The following is a 14,958-nucleotide window of genomic DNA, read 5'->3' as shown; positions in this document are numbered from 1 at the left end:
CTTTTATGCGTTATTTAGTTGTGGAATATCATTTATAAACGATTTGTTTTCAAAATCGTTAGCCGATAAATTAACTTGTAGTAAATCTATTAATTTTCCGTAGTTTATTTTATAATCTGTTAAAGCTTCATCGGTAAGTTTGTGGGTGCCCATAACTGCAAATGGTGGAAAATATTCCATGCCGCACAAAATTGCTGTTTGTTCAAAAGGTCGTAAAAATTGTTTCACGGTAAAGCTGTTATAACCTTCGGAACAATATACCTCTTTAGAAGCTCCTGTAGTAATGGCATTTAAGCATATTTTACCTTGTAATGCATTACCCTCTGGACCATAAGCCCAATTAAACTCTAAGACCATATCAATCCATTGCTTCATTAAAGGCGGACAACTATACCAATAAAAAGGATGGTGCCAGATAATAATGTCGTGCTGATTAAGTAATTCTTTTTCTACAGTAACATCGATATTAAAATCCGGATATTCCTCGTATAAATCATGAATAGTTACATGCTCTTTGTCTTTAATATGATTAATTAAAGCTTGGTTAACTCTAGATTTTTCGAATTTAGGATGCGAAAACAAAATGAGTATTTTTTTCATAAGACTAAATTAATTCTAAATAAATAAGCGATTATAAAATTAATTTTAATCGCTTATAATATAAATGGAGGCACTTCGTGTTCTTAGTAATCTAAAACTAAGCCATTAAATTAAATGAAATTTTAATTCCTGTAATTATCATACCTGTTCCAATGATAGCGATAATTAGACCCATTATTTTTCCTATTACAGATATCACATTATGACCAACTATTTTAACTATTAAATCACTTAATCTAAAAGTGAAATAGGTTAATAGACTCATGGAACCAAATATAAGAATCACTAAAATAATATGAATCGTTTCTACATTAGACACAAAATTCATTGCGGTAACAATAGTTCCTGGTCCTGCTAAAATTGGTATCGCTAATGGAGAAACAGCAATATTTTCATCCACATGCACATTGTCCAATGTTTTTACATTAGACTGTTTAGATTGCAGCATATCGAACCCAATAAAAAAGATCAAAATACCACCAGTGATTTTAAATGCCGGAATACTGATATTAAATAATTCGAAAATATACTTCCCTAAAAGCACAAAGACCGCAACAATTACAAACGCAATAATATTTGATTTTCTATTAATATCATGCTTCGTTTTCTTATCTGCACCTTGTGTTAAAGAAACAAAAACAGTCATATTTGATATCGGGTTAGTGATAGCAAAAAAGGCTGTAAATACTGTAATTGAGAATGTAATTAAGTTATCCATTAATTATAAAATTTTATTTTGCAAAAAAATTGAATTAGTTCTGTATTACCTAAGCAATTTTGTCTTTTTTTTGAATACAATAGTACTTCAAAAACGGAAGTAATTTCTTTTCGCTTTATAATATAAGAAATGCTGAGATTAATTAATATTAAACTCAGCATTAAAAACAAACACCCTTTTATATTTTACTGAAAATCAGATGCTTTAAATGGATACTTTCTTGGTGTTTTTTGAATGGTAATCCAATGTGCTACGGTAAACGATTTTACACCCCATTGTCCGTTAAAACGACCTAAACCTGAGTTTTTAACGCCACCGAATGGTGCATAAGCACTATCATTAACGGGTTGGTCATTAATATGCGTCATACCAGCCTCAATACCTTGTGCAAATGCCATTCCTTTAGCTTCATCTTGTGTAAATACAGAACTAGACAAACCAAAATCTGTAGCATTAGCTAAACGCAATGCGTCTTCCATATCTTTAGCACGTGTAATAGAAACTGCAGGTCCAAAAATCTCGTTTTTAAACAACGGACAGTTTTCGTCTGTATCTACAAAAACGTGTGGAGGCATATGTAAACCATCTGCTTCACCACCTAAAGCAATTTTATAACCTTGTGCTTTAGCTTCGTCTATTAAATTTTTAACGGTGTCAAATTGTGCTTGATCTATGATTGGTCCTACAAACGTATCCGGATCATTCATATCTAAACGTTTTAAGGTTTTTACTTTTGCAATAAACTTCTCTGTGAATTCATCATAAACTTTATCTTCTACAATAATTCTGTTTATAGCCATACAAATCTGACCTTGATTCATAAATTTACCCCAAGCAGCAGCTTCTACAGCTTGGTCAATATCAGCATCTTCTAGTACTACAAACGGACTATTACCACCCAATTCTAATTCGATATTTTTAATAATATCCGCACTCAACGCATTTATTCCTACTTGACGACCAACGGGAGTTGAACCTGTAAACGAAATTAATTTTGAGATTGGATGTTTGGTAATCGCAGTACCAATAGTACTTCCGCCACCTGGCAATACACTTAATAACCCTTTAGGGAAACCTGCTTCTTCTAAAAATGAAGCAAAAATTAATCCTCCAGTAACTATTGATGTTGATGCTGGTTTTAAAACCACTGCGTTACCTACTGCTAACGCAGGACCTAAAGTACGCGCAGTTAATTGTCCTGGAAAATTCCAAGGAGAAATTAATCCGATAACCCCTAATGGTTTTCTAACTGCAATAGATTCTTTACCCTCTATATCTCTTGGTAAAATTTTACCTTCTACTAATAATGGTAAATGCACAGCGCTTTCAAAAACACTAGCTACTAACTCAGCTTCAAAATAGCCTTTTGCCAAAGTTGCACCTACTTCTTTTCGTGCCCATTCTGCAAACTCTTGCTTACGGTTTCTAACAACCGTAGCTAGTTTTTGCATCATTCTGCTCTTTTCTGGAGGTAATACTGCAGCCCATTTTTTTTGTGCAATAGCTGCTGTTTCAAAAGCTTCATTTACATCATCTTCCGTAGCACTATTTAAAGAGAATAACTCCTCTTGATTCCAAGGATTTATATCTTTTATTACTGGTCCTTTTCCATCTTTCCATTCGCCACCAACAAATATTTTTTTCGTGTAATTTGGTAATTCGTCTTGTGTTTTCATTTTTAGTGTTTTTTTTGATTACTATCTTTAGTAATCAATAATTATTATATCTCGTTTACTTGATGTAAATATTCTGGAATAGGACGTTCTACTATTTCTGATAACACTTTACCAGTTTCCATAGAAAGTGCGTCTGTTGTAGAAAACTTCTGAGCAAATTCTTGCGTTTTCCATTCCTCAATAACCACTAACTGATTTGGATTTTCTAAAACCGTATATGCGTTAAAAGAAACGCACTCGTATTGAGCTCTCACATTCGGAATTTGCTTCTCGTATTGTGCGATCAGTTTTTTGTTTTCATCTGCTTTAATATCAAACAAAGCAATAACACGTAGTTCTGCTGAATTTGCAGTACTACTAAACTCTTCAACTCCTTTTTCTTCGGAAACTTCACCAATCAAAACATAAGCTTTAGGTGGATTTACAAGTGCTTCATTTGCTAATTCTGCTAGTTTTAGTTCGTAGGGTTGAGAACGATGAAATGCCACAGCCTCTTCTCCTATAAACAATTCATATCCAAAAAACATATTAGGATTTTGCTTGTCTTCAAACAAGCGAATACCCAAACATCCTGGTTCTTCAACACTTCCCTTTTTTACAGTCATTAAAGCCTCTTTAAATTGAGAACGGAATGCTGGTTTTACTTCAAACTGACCTATAACTTTTATCATCTTACTTGATTTTAAATTATTGATTAATTCTAAAGAGTAACAATCACTTTACCTACTGTTCTCCCTTTTTCAACTTCTCTATGCGCGTCTGCCATATCCTCAAAAGCAAAGGTTTTATAGATATTTGGTTTAAGAGTTGCGTTTTCTAACATTCCTTTTAAAGTGTTCATATCTTTAGCGCTAGAATGCACTAAAATATTAGAAACCGTTTTGTTTTCTTTCTCTGCTATAGCTTTAGCTTCCTCGGGCATATCCATACCAAAAGTGGTAATTACTGTTCCTCCATCTTTTAAAACCTTAGTGGAGTTCACTAATACTTGACCACCTTGAGTATCCAAAACAAAGTCTATATCAGACAACACCTCTTCAAAATTTTGGGTATGGTAATCAATAGCTTCATCTGCTCCAATAGACAGTATAAAATCTTTGTTCTTGGCTGATGCAGTAGCAATAACATACGCACCAAAACTCTTTGCAATTTGAATTGCAAAATGACCAACTCCACCAGAACCAGCTTGAATTAAAACTTTATCTCCTTTATTAATTTTTCCTTCTAAAATTTGTAATGCCGTTAAAGCAGCCAAAGTGGTCGCAGCAGCTTCTTCAAAAGAAACGTTGCTTGGCATAAGTGCTAAATGCGCTTCTGGAGCTGCAACAAATTCCGCGTATGCTTTACCTGCTCCTGGAAAGTTTACCATCCCAAAAACAGTATCACCTACTTTAAAATCGGTAACGGCTGTACCAGCCTCAGTTACTGTTCCTGCAATATCCCATCCTAAAATAACTGGACGATTTTTACCGTACATTGAATCCAACATTTTGTCAGCGTACTTTGGTTTTACATCTGCAGGGTTTAATGAAATTGCTTTAACAGCAACTAACACTTCGTTTTCTTTTATGCTTGGCTTTTCTACTTCTGCTAAATGAAGGTTTTCTGGTCCTCCTGCTTTTGTTAATACTATAGCTTTCATATGGTGTATTTTTTAAAAAATTATATTTGATGAATTTGATTAAAATAAAGGATTATCGTTCGCAGATTTATCTCCTTTATTGAAGGTGTTAAACGCATCCCAATGTTCAGAAATTTTACCGTCTGTAATTCTAAAAACATCCATTGTAGAGGTTCTATCACCTTCTTTATTTGTAATTACTTGTACAAAAACTAGGTCTTTTTCTGCAACAATAAGATTGAAGTTGAGTTTAAATTTAGGAGCATCTTTTAACCAAATAGGTAACATTTCTTTAAGCGCTTCTCTACCATCTGCAACATTAGGGTTGTGCTGAATGTAAACCGGACCAACATATTTATCTATGTTTTGATAATTCTGGTTTCCGAAGAGATCTTGATAAAAATCTGTTACTACTTTTTTGTTTGCCTCTAAAGTTGCTTGCTCCTGATTTTGAACTTCTATTTTAGATTCCAAATTAGTAATGTTTTCATTTAATTTTTTTAATTCCGCAGAATTGTCTGTACAAGATGCAAATAAGATAGCACCAATTAAGACTACTGTTAGTTGTACTTTTTTCATAATTTTAATTTTAGTTATTTGTTAATTTTAATGATACTACAAATCTAAAAATGTCTTATAGTTTAGTAATGGTAAATAATGTGCCTTTAATGGTATATTGTGTCCGTAATTTATTTAATATCAATATTTTATGATTTAATTAACAAAGCACGCCTTACTTTTTATCGTAAACCATAGGAAGTGAAAAAGATTCAATTTTATTACTAAAAAGAATTGGCGCATATAGCGTATTACCTTCAATACTTATATCTGCTAACCCTTTTGGAAAAGTTCCTATTCTTTTTCGAGTATCCTTATTGATAAAAAACAAATCGCTAACCGTACCACCAGTAACTAAATATCCATCTTTAACTGCTGCTAAACCATCTAAAGCACCTAATTGATACCCACTTTTAATCATCGTAGCTGTTTTGTCTTTTAGGTTGACTTTATACAAACTACCATACTTATCTGGAGTTAACTCTAATGATAATTCTGCACCAAAATCAGCAATAATTAAATTATCATCTTGAATAAAAATTCCGTTTGGATGCTTAATTTCTGGTGTTTGAAACCAAACTACTAGTTTGTTATTTTCTAAAGTGAAAATTTTTCCGCCTGCAATATCAGAGATAAAAACCTGTCCTGTTTTAGAAACTACAACATCATTTAATGAAACCACATCTGTTGATGTAAAGCTATTTATCAGCTTACCTTTTTTTACATCAATTATATGAAGTTCCTTACCATCACCTACATACAATTTGTCTTGGTATAATGCTAAACCAGCAGGGTTGTTTAACCCTGTTACCCATTTATAATTATCTACTTTTCCTGTTTTTGTAATTCGGCTTATATATCCTTTTTCATTCTGATTTGCATTAGAAACATACAACCAATCTTCAGTTGGAGAAGCTACTATAGATTCTGGCATAGAAAAACCCTCTAATTCCCAGTTTTTAATTAATTGATTAGAAGAATTAACTTTTGTAGTTGCCACATAATTGGTTTCTTTTAAAACTTCTTTCAAGGCAAAAATTCCATTGTTTGCTTCAGGAAAACCAGTATAGAGACTCAACAAAATCATTGTTTCAGAAATCTCATCTGGTGTTACACCAAGGTTAAGTGCAGCCTTCATATGCGACTTTAATTGCGATTTTGCATTGGCTTGTGTAGTAAGACTAGCTATTATTAGTAATTCTTTTGTCTTAAAATCTAAACCTGGTCTGTTGTAAATTTCTCCAAAACCATAACGAATAATATAATCTGCCATATCTGGAGACACGCTTTTAAAAGCGGCTTCCAAACCTTTTGAAGCGCCATCGCCATTTACCTCATTTACAATTTTTACGCCTGTTTTATAGTTATCTTCCTTTGTATTTTGCGAAATACTTGCAAAAGAGAAAGACAATGCTAAAACTAAAATTATGTACTTTTTCATTCTATTATTATTATTTACCATTTTGTTTTGCTGTAGCTTTTGGTGCTGCGCCTTGTTTTAAATCTTTATTTCTGAATTTTTCAGTTTCTGGAAGTTGTAAATTAACTTGGTTTACTTCTTGAATTTCAATGGAAAGTTTATCAAATTTGATGTCCTCTAAATGTCCTCCCAATTTTATATCGTCTGATAAAAAGTGAAAATGCATTCCTGGAATAACTATGTTTCCTAAATAATCGGGAGTAAATAAACCTACCAAAGTGCCCTTTATGTTCTCTCTAGTGTACATTACACGTGTGTCTAAATATTCAAATAAAGACACATCTTCGTTCTCTACTTTGTGCGCTGAAGCCATTTTTAAGTGCTTAAATTCACCCTTAATTCTATATGCGTAAAAGCTATTTTTAGAGGTTGAATACTTTTGAAGCTCTCTAGTTAAATCTTCATAAGACTCAATATTTTCAACAGTTACCGTTTGTTTCGGTTGAAAATTTATCATCGTCATATTCGGAGATTCTAAATCTTCCGGTGCTTCTGCTATTCCGCCTTCGGCATCAATGGTATACACCACTCCGTCTACAGCAACCAGCTCTCCAGCCAAATGATTTACGGTTCCAATACCAATGTTACCTTGCTGCACCATTTGTTGCGGGGTAATATCACCTTCGTAAATACTATTTAACAAGGCAACCGTTGGTGCATATTGATGAATGGTATTTTCGGTATGAGGTGCCAAACCGTGTTCGTCCGTACCTTTAGAATGTGAATGTCCGTGTGCTTCTTCCGAAGTTGACATTGCTTCTTTTTTTGTCTCATTTCCGCAGCTTGCTACAAGCGCCAACGAAAATAGTAGTATTAGTTTTTTCATAATGGTTGATTTTTATTGTTTAACTGAATTATTTTTCAGTAAACAACATATTTGCACTTCCTAATAAGTAATTTCTCCATCCAAAATTAGGATAGGCTTTATCCATTTTCTGAATGAATTCTTCGCTATTTTTAGAAGCAGCAAGTAGTACTTTCATCTCTTTAAGATAGTTGATTTTAATGGTCACATCTCCAGAAGTTTCAGGTGCACTGTGTGAAGAAAAATAGGTTGCATATCCTTTTTCCTGAATAGCGGAAAGCTCGTTAATTACGGTATCTATAAATTCAGAATTAAAAATCATAGTATGGTTATCGTGCCCAACCATATGCAAGTGGACCGCCTTTATTTCTGGCATTTCTACATCAAAACCAAAACCAGTTGGCGTAATAATAAAAGGAATTCCTGAAATTTCTTGTGCTCCTGCTTCTAGTAAATCGGTTGGCACTATTGTAGTTTCGTCTAGATCTTCACCTGAGACTTCTGCTAATTTTGAGAGCGATTCATTACCAGAATTCGTCATATAATCTAAAGATTCTTGATTAGAATATATATGGTTAAATTTTAGTTTATCCGTATCAAAAAAGTGCTTTCCTATTAAATGATAAGAAACCATCACATCAATATTTGTGTAACCTAAACCAACAATATAATTTACAAGCTCCTTGTAATTATCTTTCATTGGTGGTGTTTCAATCAATACTCCTTTTCCGCTTTTTTCAATAAAAAAAGCGTGTGTATTAAAAAACCCTTTGGTTTCGTAAACGTGAACTTTAGTTTCACCATAATCAAAAATTTGCATCGTACCCTTATCTAATTGTACTGCTTTTGTGTTTTCATTAAAAGTTCTCATACTTGGTTCTTGAGCAGAAACTTCCTGAATTCCAAATGCAACTATAACTCCGTAAAATAGTGCTGTAATTATATTTTTCATTTTAAAAAATCTTTAAATTTCAGTTACAAAATTCATGTATTGTTCTAAGTCTCCAACAACAGCTTCATTCATTAATTTACCTGTTTTTTCTGCGTAAGGTTGGTGAAAGTGAATATCCCAAACATCAGATTCTTTTCTCCAATGCTCATAAACAGCCAAGGTATCTGCTTGGTCGTCTACTGTGTATAAGTCAAAAAGAATGTTTCCTTTTTCCTCTTTTCTGGTATGTGTAATGTGATCTTCAAACTGATTTAAAAGTTGTTCTCTAAACCCTGCTTTCAACTTAAAAATGAAAAAAATAATAAAGACGTCGTCTTCTGCGTTTGCAGATTTAGAATGGTCTGGTAACGGGTTTGTATCTCCTAAGAAATAAAAATCTGGCGCACTTGCCAGTGCTGTTTGTCCAACTTCCATTAACTTTTTTGTGTGTGGCTCGTTATCGTGAGATGTTATAGCTGCTTTGTCAGCCCAACGCTCATAAACAAAAAACACATTCGCATCTGCTTTAGATACAAATACTTTAATTTCTTTATTACCAGCTTCTTTTTGTGTGGCTGCCTGTGCTTCTTTTAAGGTTGCTGCAAAACTAGTTGCGTGTTCTGGTTTTGCTGTGAATTTTACGATTGTGCTTTTCATAATTATGTGTTTTTATAGTGTTCTTGTTTATTTTATAATTTGGTAATTATGGTTTCTTCTGAAAATCTCGATTTTGGAAGCTTCGCATTAAAATCGGTATCTTTTCTATATCCTAAAGACACAACAGCTAATGCTGTATACCCTTTTTCACGTAAGCCGAATTCTTCATCTAAAGCTTTAACATCTACACCTTCCATTGGGCAAGCGTCTATACCTAAAGCAGCAACTCCTAATAAAAGAGACCCCATATTTAAATAGACTTGTTTTTCCATCCAATGTGGTAAATCTTTAAGGTCGTATTTATGAATATCTGCAAACAACATACGTCCACCGTGCATTTGGTCTTTAAATTCTTGTGCAGCAAAACGACCGTCTTTATCTTCTTGCTCTAAAATGCTAGCCATATATGCTTCATCTGCATTTGTGCGAGCAGCAATAACAATTACGTGAGAGGCATCTAAAACCTTAGGCGTATTAAAATGAAAAAATCCTTGTGTTCCTTTTGCAATACGGGCTTTCCCTTCTGCAGTATCTGCAATTAAAAAATGCCAAGGTTGTAAGTTTACACTAGATGGACTTAAACGCAATACATCTTTTACTTGTTTAAAATCTGCATCTGATATCTTTTTAGTAGCATCAAATTCTTTTACGGAATAGCGGTTGTTTAAAATTTCAGTTAAATTCATTTTTTTATGTTTAGTTGGCAAAATATACTATCAAAATTATAGTGACAAAAGTATGTATAGTTTCATTGTTGTGCAATAACGGTCATAAAGTATAGTATAAAATAATTTTATAATACACTTTTAATCAATGTGTTAAACATAGACATTTTTACTATACAAAATATAGTTGCATACTAAATTAAAGTCCATTAAATTTGCAAAAGAATCTATTAAAAAGAGAGTACATATTCGTATGCTGCTTTCATAAATATATATCATTATGGACAGAAAAGAACTGTTTGAAAAAAAGCCAAAGATTAAAATCAATGATAAAATATCCTTCTGCCCAACCAGTGCAGCAATGGAATTGATTGGCGGAAAATGGAAAAGTGTGATCCTTACCCATTTAATTGGAGATAAAAGACGTTATAACGAATTACGAAAGGAAATTCCTGGCATTACAGAGCGCACACTAAGTTTGCAATTGAAGCAATTAGAAGCAGATGGTATTGTAAATAGAAAGGTTTATTCTAAAAAACCTCCTTTAAAAGTAGAATACACGCTTACCGAGTTTGGACAAAGCCTTACACCTATTTTAAATCTAATTACGGAATGGGGATTACATGCTGCGGAAACTAAAGGCGAGTTTATATTTGAAGAAACTAAATAATATAAACCAATAAGGCTACCAATTAGGTAGCCTTATTGGTTTATTATACAGATGAATTTACAATAAACTATCTGTTACTTGTAATACTTTTTCAATTTTAGCTTCATCATAAGCATCTGGATGTGCTGGTGAGAAATGTCCTTTTGACTCTCCTTTATCATTATCAAAATACTTCCCGGAATCGTTTTTATAAGTTTCAGAAGTTACTAAATCATATAAAATATCCACACCTTTTTCTGCAGGAGACCAATAATCTCCAAAAGCTTCTTTTGCCATTTTTGTATTTAATAACGAGCCCGGATTTACAGCTATAACCGCAATTTTTGGTTCTTGTTTCGCTAAATTAAAACTCCACATAGTTAATGCCAACTTGCTTTGCGCATAACTATCATTTTCTGAAACTTGCTCTTTTCCTCTTAAAACAGCTTCTGAAATTGGTGCTTGTGCTGCAGAACTTAAATTAATAATTCTTGGGGAATCACCGTTTTTAATATTAGACAGTATAGCGTTTGTTAATACATATGGTGCTAAGTAATTTACAACCATTCTAAAATCTAAACCGTCTTTAGTTAAAGTGCTCTCTGATTTAAAAATTCCAGCATTATTTATTAGTATATCAATTTTAGGAACTTCATTTTTTATTTGTTCTGCTAATTTTTTAACCGCTTTTAAATCTGAAAAATCAGCAACCAAACCTTTAATATTTTGGTTATTGGAAGTTTCTTTAATTTCTTTGACAACTGCGGCTACTTTGGCTTCACTCCTACCATGAACGTATACCGTATGCCCTTCTTTTGCTAGTTTTAAAGCGGTTAACTTTCCTATTCCGTCTGTGCTTCCTGTAATTAATATTGTTTTACTCATGTTGTTTTTAATTTAATGTCACCTTGAGCGCAGTCGAAAGGTTATTAGTAGTTCTCGACTGCGCTCGAACGGACAATTGATTATGTGCTTTGTTTCTTTTCCTTTATTTATGAATAAATTCTGACAATACCTTTTTTGCAATTTACTCCAAAGTCGCACTCCTATTTTTATTATTAAAACGGTGCAATAGTATCTTTAGGGCTATTTGGTATACTCCAACGCTCACGAGCGGTTACATTTTCTGTTGTAATAACTTTAGACGCTAAATTATCAACACTACCATAGCTATTTGCACCACCTCTCGGTATTTGCATACGGTCTCCGTATAGCCACACTACTAAGTTACTACGTTGTCCGCTAGTAATTGGGTGTGTAGCATGTGGTATTTTTCCTGTATGAATAATTGCTTTTCCAGGTTCAAATATAGTTTGAACAACTTTTCTTGTAGATGTATCGTGAAAATCCACTTGCGAACCTGTAAACTCTTCATCAGGTAAGTTAATATTGACATTCAAGGTAGCAGCCGAAGCATCTGTATGGGCATGCAAATCCTTGTCTTTATCTGGATTGTACTGAATAGAGAATCCAAATGTTTGGTTATCGTAGCCATACGTGCCAAGTAATAAACGAGCGATTGGACGCATATAACGATCCATTATTTCGTTGTAAAATGCCTGAAAATTAGGTGCTGCAAGGTATCCCTCTGAGCGTGGATCTAGCATAACTCCATGACGATTCAATTGAATACCATAAGGTGCACGTCTAGGAATTTCAGAATTTACAGTATCTTCTAAATACTTGCGAAATTCCGCTAAACGTTCTAAATCAAAAAACTGAGCAGAATACACTCCAGGAATAATTTCTTCCCATAAATCAGCTACAGCGTTTTCTTTTTCTGGATTTTCCCAAGCATCGTTTATCGCTTTTCTCAATTTCGGGTCAAGTAGCGTTTCATCAGGAATTAATAAACTGTCTTTGTTTTCAATTTCCCATTCGCTCCATGCATCTTCAAGTAACTCTCGGTTACTATTCCAAAATAGTGACACAGAAGGATCACGGTTTAGTGAAGCTTCGCGAGTTGGCAATGTAAGCGCACGAGCTTGTGCTACTATATTTTTATTTCTCATTGTTTCTATATGTTTTTTTTACCAAAACAACCACTATAGAGTATTTTGGTTTTTGTATATATTGTTGTTTGATATATATTAATTCATCGTCTTATATGTAATTAAAAAACAATTCGTTTAAATAAGAATATAGACCTAGAAGTAACTGTTTTTTATAGCAAATATGTTTGCTAAAGTCTATTTAAAGATTTTATTTTGAAACCTATTAAACACCTCTTTTTAAAGAGGTGTTTATTATTTACTACGCATCAACAAATATTGATTTTACGTGTAATGTGTCCATATATTCTTTTATTTTAAGAATCTTTCCATCAGAAAATTGAAATAAAAAATGATACGGATTATTATAAACTTTATCGTTTGTAAGTACACCGTAAGAAATAAATTCGGCAGCTACCCTATCGCCTTCTGCAGTCCAACCCACTGGTGTTAATTCTAATCCTGTTGGAATAGCAGATTTTACCATTTTAATTAATTCTCCAATTCCGTTTTTATCCATGGTTCCTGAAACGGGTAGATCCCCTTTAATTCCCATAGATTGCCATGTTGCATCTGTATCTAAATAAGTTAAAGCGCTTGTAGCATCACCTGCAGAAAAACGTTCGAAAAAATCAAGTATAGTTTGTTTATTTCGTGCTGTATTCATAATTTCTAGTTTTTAGTTTACACCTTGTAATCCCATTAATAAAGTCTCGAAGTTTCTTTGGTTTTCCATATCATTTTGGAATCCCGTATCATCAGCTAACGTAAAACGTTTTATTGCTGGAGATTTACTTGTTGCTTGGTATAACCAATATGCTTCCTCTTTTAAAGCCTCTTCAATTGGTAAATCTATAGATGCATAAATAGTACGTTTTGCAGCTTCGATAGCATCAGAATTAAATTGTGACATTCTATTTACTAAATCTTCCACAAAAGCTCCAATTTTATCCGGATCTAATGCTCTATTTATAAGTCCGTAAGCTTCTGCTTGGTCTGCATCAAAATCTTTTGCAGATAAAATCACTTCTAATGCTCTACCTAAACCTATTTGACGTGCCATTCTAGATGATCCACCACCACAAGGTAAAATTCCCATACCAACTTCCATTTGCATAAATACTGCCTTACCACGTGCTGCAAAACGCATATCTGTTGCTAAAGCAAATTCATGACCACCTCCTCTAGCAAAACCTTCTATTTTACTAACGGTAATTTGTGGTAATTTACTAATGCGTTGTAATACTTTTTGTAAGTCTAATAACTCAATATCTTCTCTATCTACAGCTGTTGTAGACATATCTTTTAAGAAATTAGTATCTGCATGCGCAATGAAAATTTCTGAATGAGCAGATTGAAAAACGACTACTTTAATACTTCTGTCCTCTTCTAAAGATGCTGCTAATTCATCCAACTCTTTGATCATTGGAATATCCTGAATATTTACTGGTGGGTTATCAAAAGTTACCCAAGCTTGTCCTTCTTTTACTGCTACTTTAAATGTTTTAAATCCTGTTGTTTTCATGGTGTTATGTTTTAAATTATTAGTGTTGTGTTTTAATTACACTGCAAATTTACAGGAGTAACCAAGGTTTAATTTGGTATAAAACAAAGCACTATTAGTAAAAAACAAGGTTATTAGTAAAAACTTAGGCTAAAGCCGCTTTAAAAGCACCAATAGTAATGCCTTTATAGGCTAAAAAAGTTTTATTTAAATGGCTAGAATCTGTAAAACCGAGTTCGATTGCTATTTCTGAGAATTGTAAATCGGTATACTTAAGTCGTGTTTCTACTAACTTCAATTTATAATTGATGATGTACTTTTTTAGGCTAATGTCAGTATGTTTTTTGAAATACTCGCTTATATAATTATCTGCCATATTAAATTCTTCTGCAAGACTTCTAGTAGATAACAAATCTACATTATAAATATTTGTATGAATAAAATTTATGATTTGCTGAATTTTTGAAGACTCCACAACCTTGGCAGTCATATCCGTATTTAAAAACTGAATATTTCTAGCAATCAAATGAAGAATAACGGATAATGAATTTTGAATGATGAATAGATCATAGGATTGTTTTTTCAAATTTTCAGTAGAAACCATTTTAATTAAAGACACTAAATGTAGTTTGTCTGATTCTGTTTCAAACTTCATTTCACGTAGTTGGTGACTTTCGCTGTTTAAAATACCTTCAATTTTACGAAACCAATCGTTAACAGGAAGAGTATCGTTTTGCGTATTCGAATTCCTGAAAAAACTCTTTAAAAACTTGATAGCAACAGTAGATGTTGGTGTTTCCGGATTAACAATGTAAATATCATCTGGAACGAACACAAAAACGCTATTTGAAGTATAATTTACCATTTTTCCATTAATCTTTATAGTTCCTGTGCCTTCTTCAAAATAAACAATTTCAAAAAAACGAATGGTAGTATACTTACAAAAGTCAAAAAAGGTTTGCTTTTTATATTCTGCGATAACAATATTCTCGATGATAGTTCTTGGCATAATTCGTTTTTTCTAAAGTTAAACATTCTATGAATAAAAAAAGCCCCCTATAATTAGTGGCTTCTTCCTTGGGTTCATCAATAACCGGGTGAAT

Annotated in this window: 17 protein-coding genes; 1 reads left to right on the top strand and 16 read right to left on the bottom strand. The window is 32.9% G+C overall.

From position 1 onward, the window contains the following. Positions 1–3: 3 nt before the first annotated feature. The 11 genes from ACVCXO_RS12415 to nfsB form a co-directional block, all read right to left on the bottom strand. On the bottom strand, positions 4–600 hold the full coding sequence (locus tag ACVCXO_RS12415; protein ID WP_452229911.1) for an NAD(P)H-dependent oxidoreductase: 597 nt from the start codon (positions 598–600) through the stop codon (positions 4–6). 97 nt (positions 601–697) lie between these two features. After that, positions 698–1,318: a MarC family protein gene (locus tag ACVCXO_RS12410; RefSeq protein WP_452229910.1), complete on the bottom strand. Its 621-nt coding sequence runs from the start codon at positions 1,316–1,318 to the stop codon at positions 698–700. Positions 1,319–1,503: 185 nt separating this feature from the next. Continuing rightward, positions 1,504–2,994, bottom strand: a complete 1,491-nt coding sequence (locus ACVCXO_RS12405) for an aldehyde dehydrogenase family protein (RefSeq protein WP_452229909.1) — start codon at positions 2,992–2,994, stop codon at positions 1,504–1,506. Between the two features lie 44 nt (positions 2,995–3,038). After that, positions 3,039–3,665 carry a putative quinol monooxygenase gene (locus ACVCXO_RS12400; RefSeq protein ID WP_452229908.1) on the bottom strand — a complete coding sequence of 209 codons (627 nt, stop codon included), beginning with the start codon at positions 3,663–3,665 and terminating at the stop codon, positions 3,039–3,041. 29 nt (positions 3,666–3,694) lie between these two features. After that, positions 3,695–4,636, bottom strand: a complete 942-nt coding sequence (locus tag ACVCXO_RS12395; protein ID WP_452229907.1) for an NADP-dependent oxidoreductase — start codon at positions 4,634–4,636, stop codon at positions 3,695–3,697. A 39-nt stretch (positions 4,637–4,675) separates the two neighbouring features. Then, positions 4,676–5,194 (bottom strand): nuclear transport factor 2 family protein, encoded by a 519-nt coding sequence (locus ACVCXO_RS12390; protein WP_165749685.1) that lies wholly within the window; start codon positions 5,192–5,194, stop codon positions 4,676–4,678. 154 nt (positions 5,195–5,348) lie between these two features. After that, a complete protein-coding gene (locus ACVCXO_RS12385) occupies positions 5,349–6,614 on the bottom strand; it encodes a carboxymuconolactone decarboxylase family protein (RefSeq protein WP_452229906.1) in 1,266 nt (421 codons plus the stop codon). A 10-nt stretch (positions 6,615–6,624) separates the two neighbouring features. Further along, the gene (budA, locus tag ACVCXO_RS12380) at positions 6,625–7,479 is read right to left on the bottom strand and encodes an acetolactate decarboxylase (protein ID WP_452229905.1); all 855 of its coding nucleotides are present in this window, start codon (positions 7,477–7,479) and stop codon (positions 6,625–6,627) included. Positions 7,480–7,507: 28 nt separating this feature from the next. Beyond that, on the bottom strand, positions 7,508–8,410 hold the full coding sequence (locus ACVCXO_RS12375; protein ID WP_452229904.1) for a hypothetical protein: 903 nt from the start codon (positions 8,408–8,410) through the stop codon (positions 7,508–7,510). Positions 8,411–8,422: 12 nt separating this feature from the next. Next, positions 8,423–9,046, bottom strand: a complete 624-nt coding sequence (locus ACVCXO_RS12370; protein ID WP_452229903.1) for a putative quinol monooxygenase — start codon at positions 9,044–9,046, stop codon at positions 8,423–8,425. Positions 9,047–9,078: 32 nt separating this feature from the next. Continuing rightward, positions 9,079–9,732, bottom strand: a complete 654-nt coding sequence (nfsB, locus tag ACVCXO_RS12365) for an oxygen-insensitive NAD(P)H nitroreductase (RefSeq protein ID WP_452229902.1) — start codon at positions 9,730–9,732, stop codon at positions 9,079–9,081. A 259-nt stretch (positions 9,733–9,991) separates the two neighbouring features. On the opposite strand from nfsB, the gene ACVCXO_RS12360 reads away from it, so the two are divergent. Beyond that, positions 9,992–10,381, top strand: coding sequence for a winged helix-turn-helix transcriptional regulator (locus ACVCXO_RS12360; RefSeq protein ID WP_452229901.1), 390 nt, complete (start codon positions 9,992–9,994; stop codon positions 10,379–10,381). A gap of 57 nt (positions 10,382–10,438) precedes the next feature. Here the strand turns inward: ACVCXO_RS12360 and ACVCXO_RS12355 are convergent, their stop codons facing one another. The 5 genes from ACVCXO_RS12355 to ACVCXO_RS12335 form a co-directional block, all read right to left on the bottom strand. Further along, the gene (locus ACVCXO_RS12355; protein ID WP_452229900.1) at positions 10,439–11,245 is read right to left on the bottom strand and encodes an SDR family NAD(P)-dependent oxidoreductase; all 807 of its coding nucleotides are present in this window, start codon (positions 11,243–11,245) and stop codon (positions 10,439–10,441) included. A gap of 173 nt (positions 11,246–11,418) precedes the next feature. Next, positions 11,419–12,372: a 2OG-Fe(II) oxygenase gene (locus ACVCXO_RS12350; RefSeq protein WP_452229899.1), complete on the bottom strand. Its 954-nt coding sequence runs from the start codon at positions 12,370–12,372 to the stop codon at positions 11,419–11,421. Positions 12,373–12,613: 241 nt separating this feature from the next. Beyond that, complete coding sequence (locus tag ACVCXO_RS12345) at positions 12,614–13,018, bottom strand: nuclear transport factor 2 family protein (protein ID WP_452229898.1); 405 nt, start codon at positions 13,016–13,018, stop codon at positions 12,614–12,616. A gap of 12 nt (positions 13,019–13,030) precedes the next feature. Further along, on the bottom strand, positions 13,031–13,876 hold the full coding sequence (locus tag ACVCXO_RS12340) for an enoyl-CoA hydratase/isomerase family protein (RefSeq protein WP_452229897.1): 846 nt from the start codon (positions 13,874–13,876) through the stop codon (positions 13,031–13,033). 124 nt (positions 13,877–14,000) lie between these two features. After that, positions 14,001–14,864, bottom strand: a complete 864-nt coding sequence (locus tag ACVCXO_RS12335) for an AraC family transcriptional regulator (protein ID WP_452229896.1) — start codon at positions 14,862–14,864, stop codon at positions 14,001–14,003. Positions 14,865–14,958 lie beyond the last annotated feature (94 nt).

The sequence above is a fragment of the Lacinutrix sp. MEBiC02404 genome, assembly GCF_053601575.1.
The sequence above is the reverse complement of the archived record's forward strand: the minus strand, read 5'-3'. Positions and strand labels throughout refer to the sequence as shown.

Excerpts from the sequence above, each read along its gene's own strand:
- nfsB (WP_452229902.1), bottom strand. The coding sequence starts at position 9,732 with ATGAATTTAACTGAAATTTTAAACAACCGCTATTCCGTAAAAGAATTT.
- ACVCXO_RS12385 (WP_452229906.1), bottom strand. The coding sequence starts at position 6,614 with ATGAAAAAGTACATAATTTTAGTTTTAGCATTGTCTTTCTCTTTTGCA.
- ACVCXO_RS12410 (WP_452229910.1), bottom strand. The coding sequence starts at position 1,318 with ATGGATAACTTAATTACATTCTCAATTACAGTATTTACAGCCTTTTTT.
- ACVCXO_RS12400 (WP_452229908.1), bottom strand. The coding sequence starts at position 3,665 with ATGATAAAAGTTATAGGTCAGTTTGAAGTAAAACCAGCATTCCGTTCT.
- ACVCXO_RS12350 (WP_452229899.1), bottom strand. The coding sequence starts at position 12,372 with ATGAGAAATAAAAATATAGTAGCACAAGCTCGTGCGCTTACATTGCCA.
- ACVCXO_RS12345 (WP_452229898.1), bottom strand. The coding sequence starts at position 13,018 with ATGAATACAGCACGAAATAAACAAACTATACTTGATTTTTTCGAACGT.
- ACVCXO_RS12415 (WP_452229911.1), bottom strand. The coding sequence starts at position 600 with ATGAAAAAAATACTCATTTTGTTTTCGCATCCTAAATTCGAAAAATCT.
- ACVCXO_RS12390 (WP_165749685.1), bottom strand. The coding sequence starts at position 5,194 with ATGAAAAAAGTACAACTAACAGTAGTCTTAATTGGTGCTATCTTATTT.
- ACVCXO_RS12335 (WP_452229896.1), bottom strand. The coding sequence starts at position 14,864 with ATGCCAAGAACTATCATCGAGAATATTGTTATCGCAGAATATAAAAAG.
- ACVCXO_RS12395 (WP_452229907.1), bottom strand. The coding sequence starts at position 4,636 with ATGAAAGCTATAGTATTAACAAAAGCAGGAGGACCAGAAAACCTTCAT.
- ACVCXO_RS12375 (WP_452229904.1), bottom strand. The coding sequence starts at position 8,410 with ATGAAAAATATAATTACAGCACTATTTTACGGAGTTATAGTTGCATTT.
- budA (WP_452229905.1), bottom strand. The coding sequence starts at position 7,479 with ATGAAAAAACTAATACTACTATTTTCGTTGGCGCTTGTAGCAAGCTGC.
- ACVCXO_RS12370 (WP_452229903.1), bottom strand. The coding sequence starts at position 9,046 with ATGAAAAGCACAATCGTAAAATTCACAGCAAAACCAGAACACGCAACT.
- ACVCXO_RS12340 (WP_452229897.1), bottom strand. The coding sequence starts at position 13,876 with ATGAAAACAACAGGATTTAAAACATTTAAAGTAGCAGTAAAAGAAGGA.
- ACVCXO_RS12405 (WP_452229909.1), bottom strand. The coding sequence starts at position 2,994 with ATGAAAACACAAGACGAATTACCAAATTACACGAAAAAAATATTTGTT.
- ACVCXO_RS12355 (WP_452229900.1), bottom strand. The coding sequence starts at position 11,245 with ATGAGTAAAACAATATTAATTACAGGAAGCACAGACGGAATAGGAAAG.
- ACVCXO_RS12360 (WP_452229901.1), top strand. The coding sequence starts at position 9,992 with ATGGACAGAAAAGAACTGTTTGAAAAAAAGCCAAAGATTAAAATCAAT.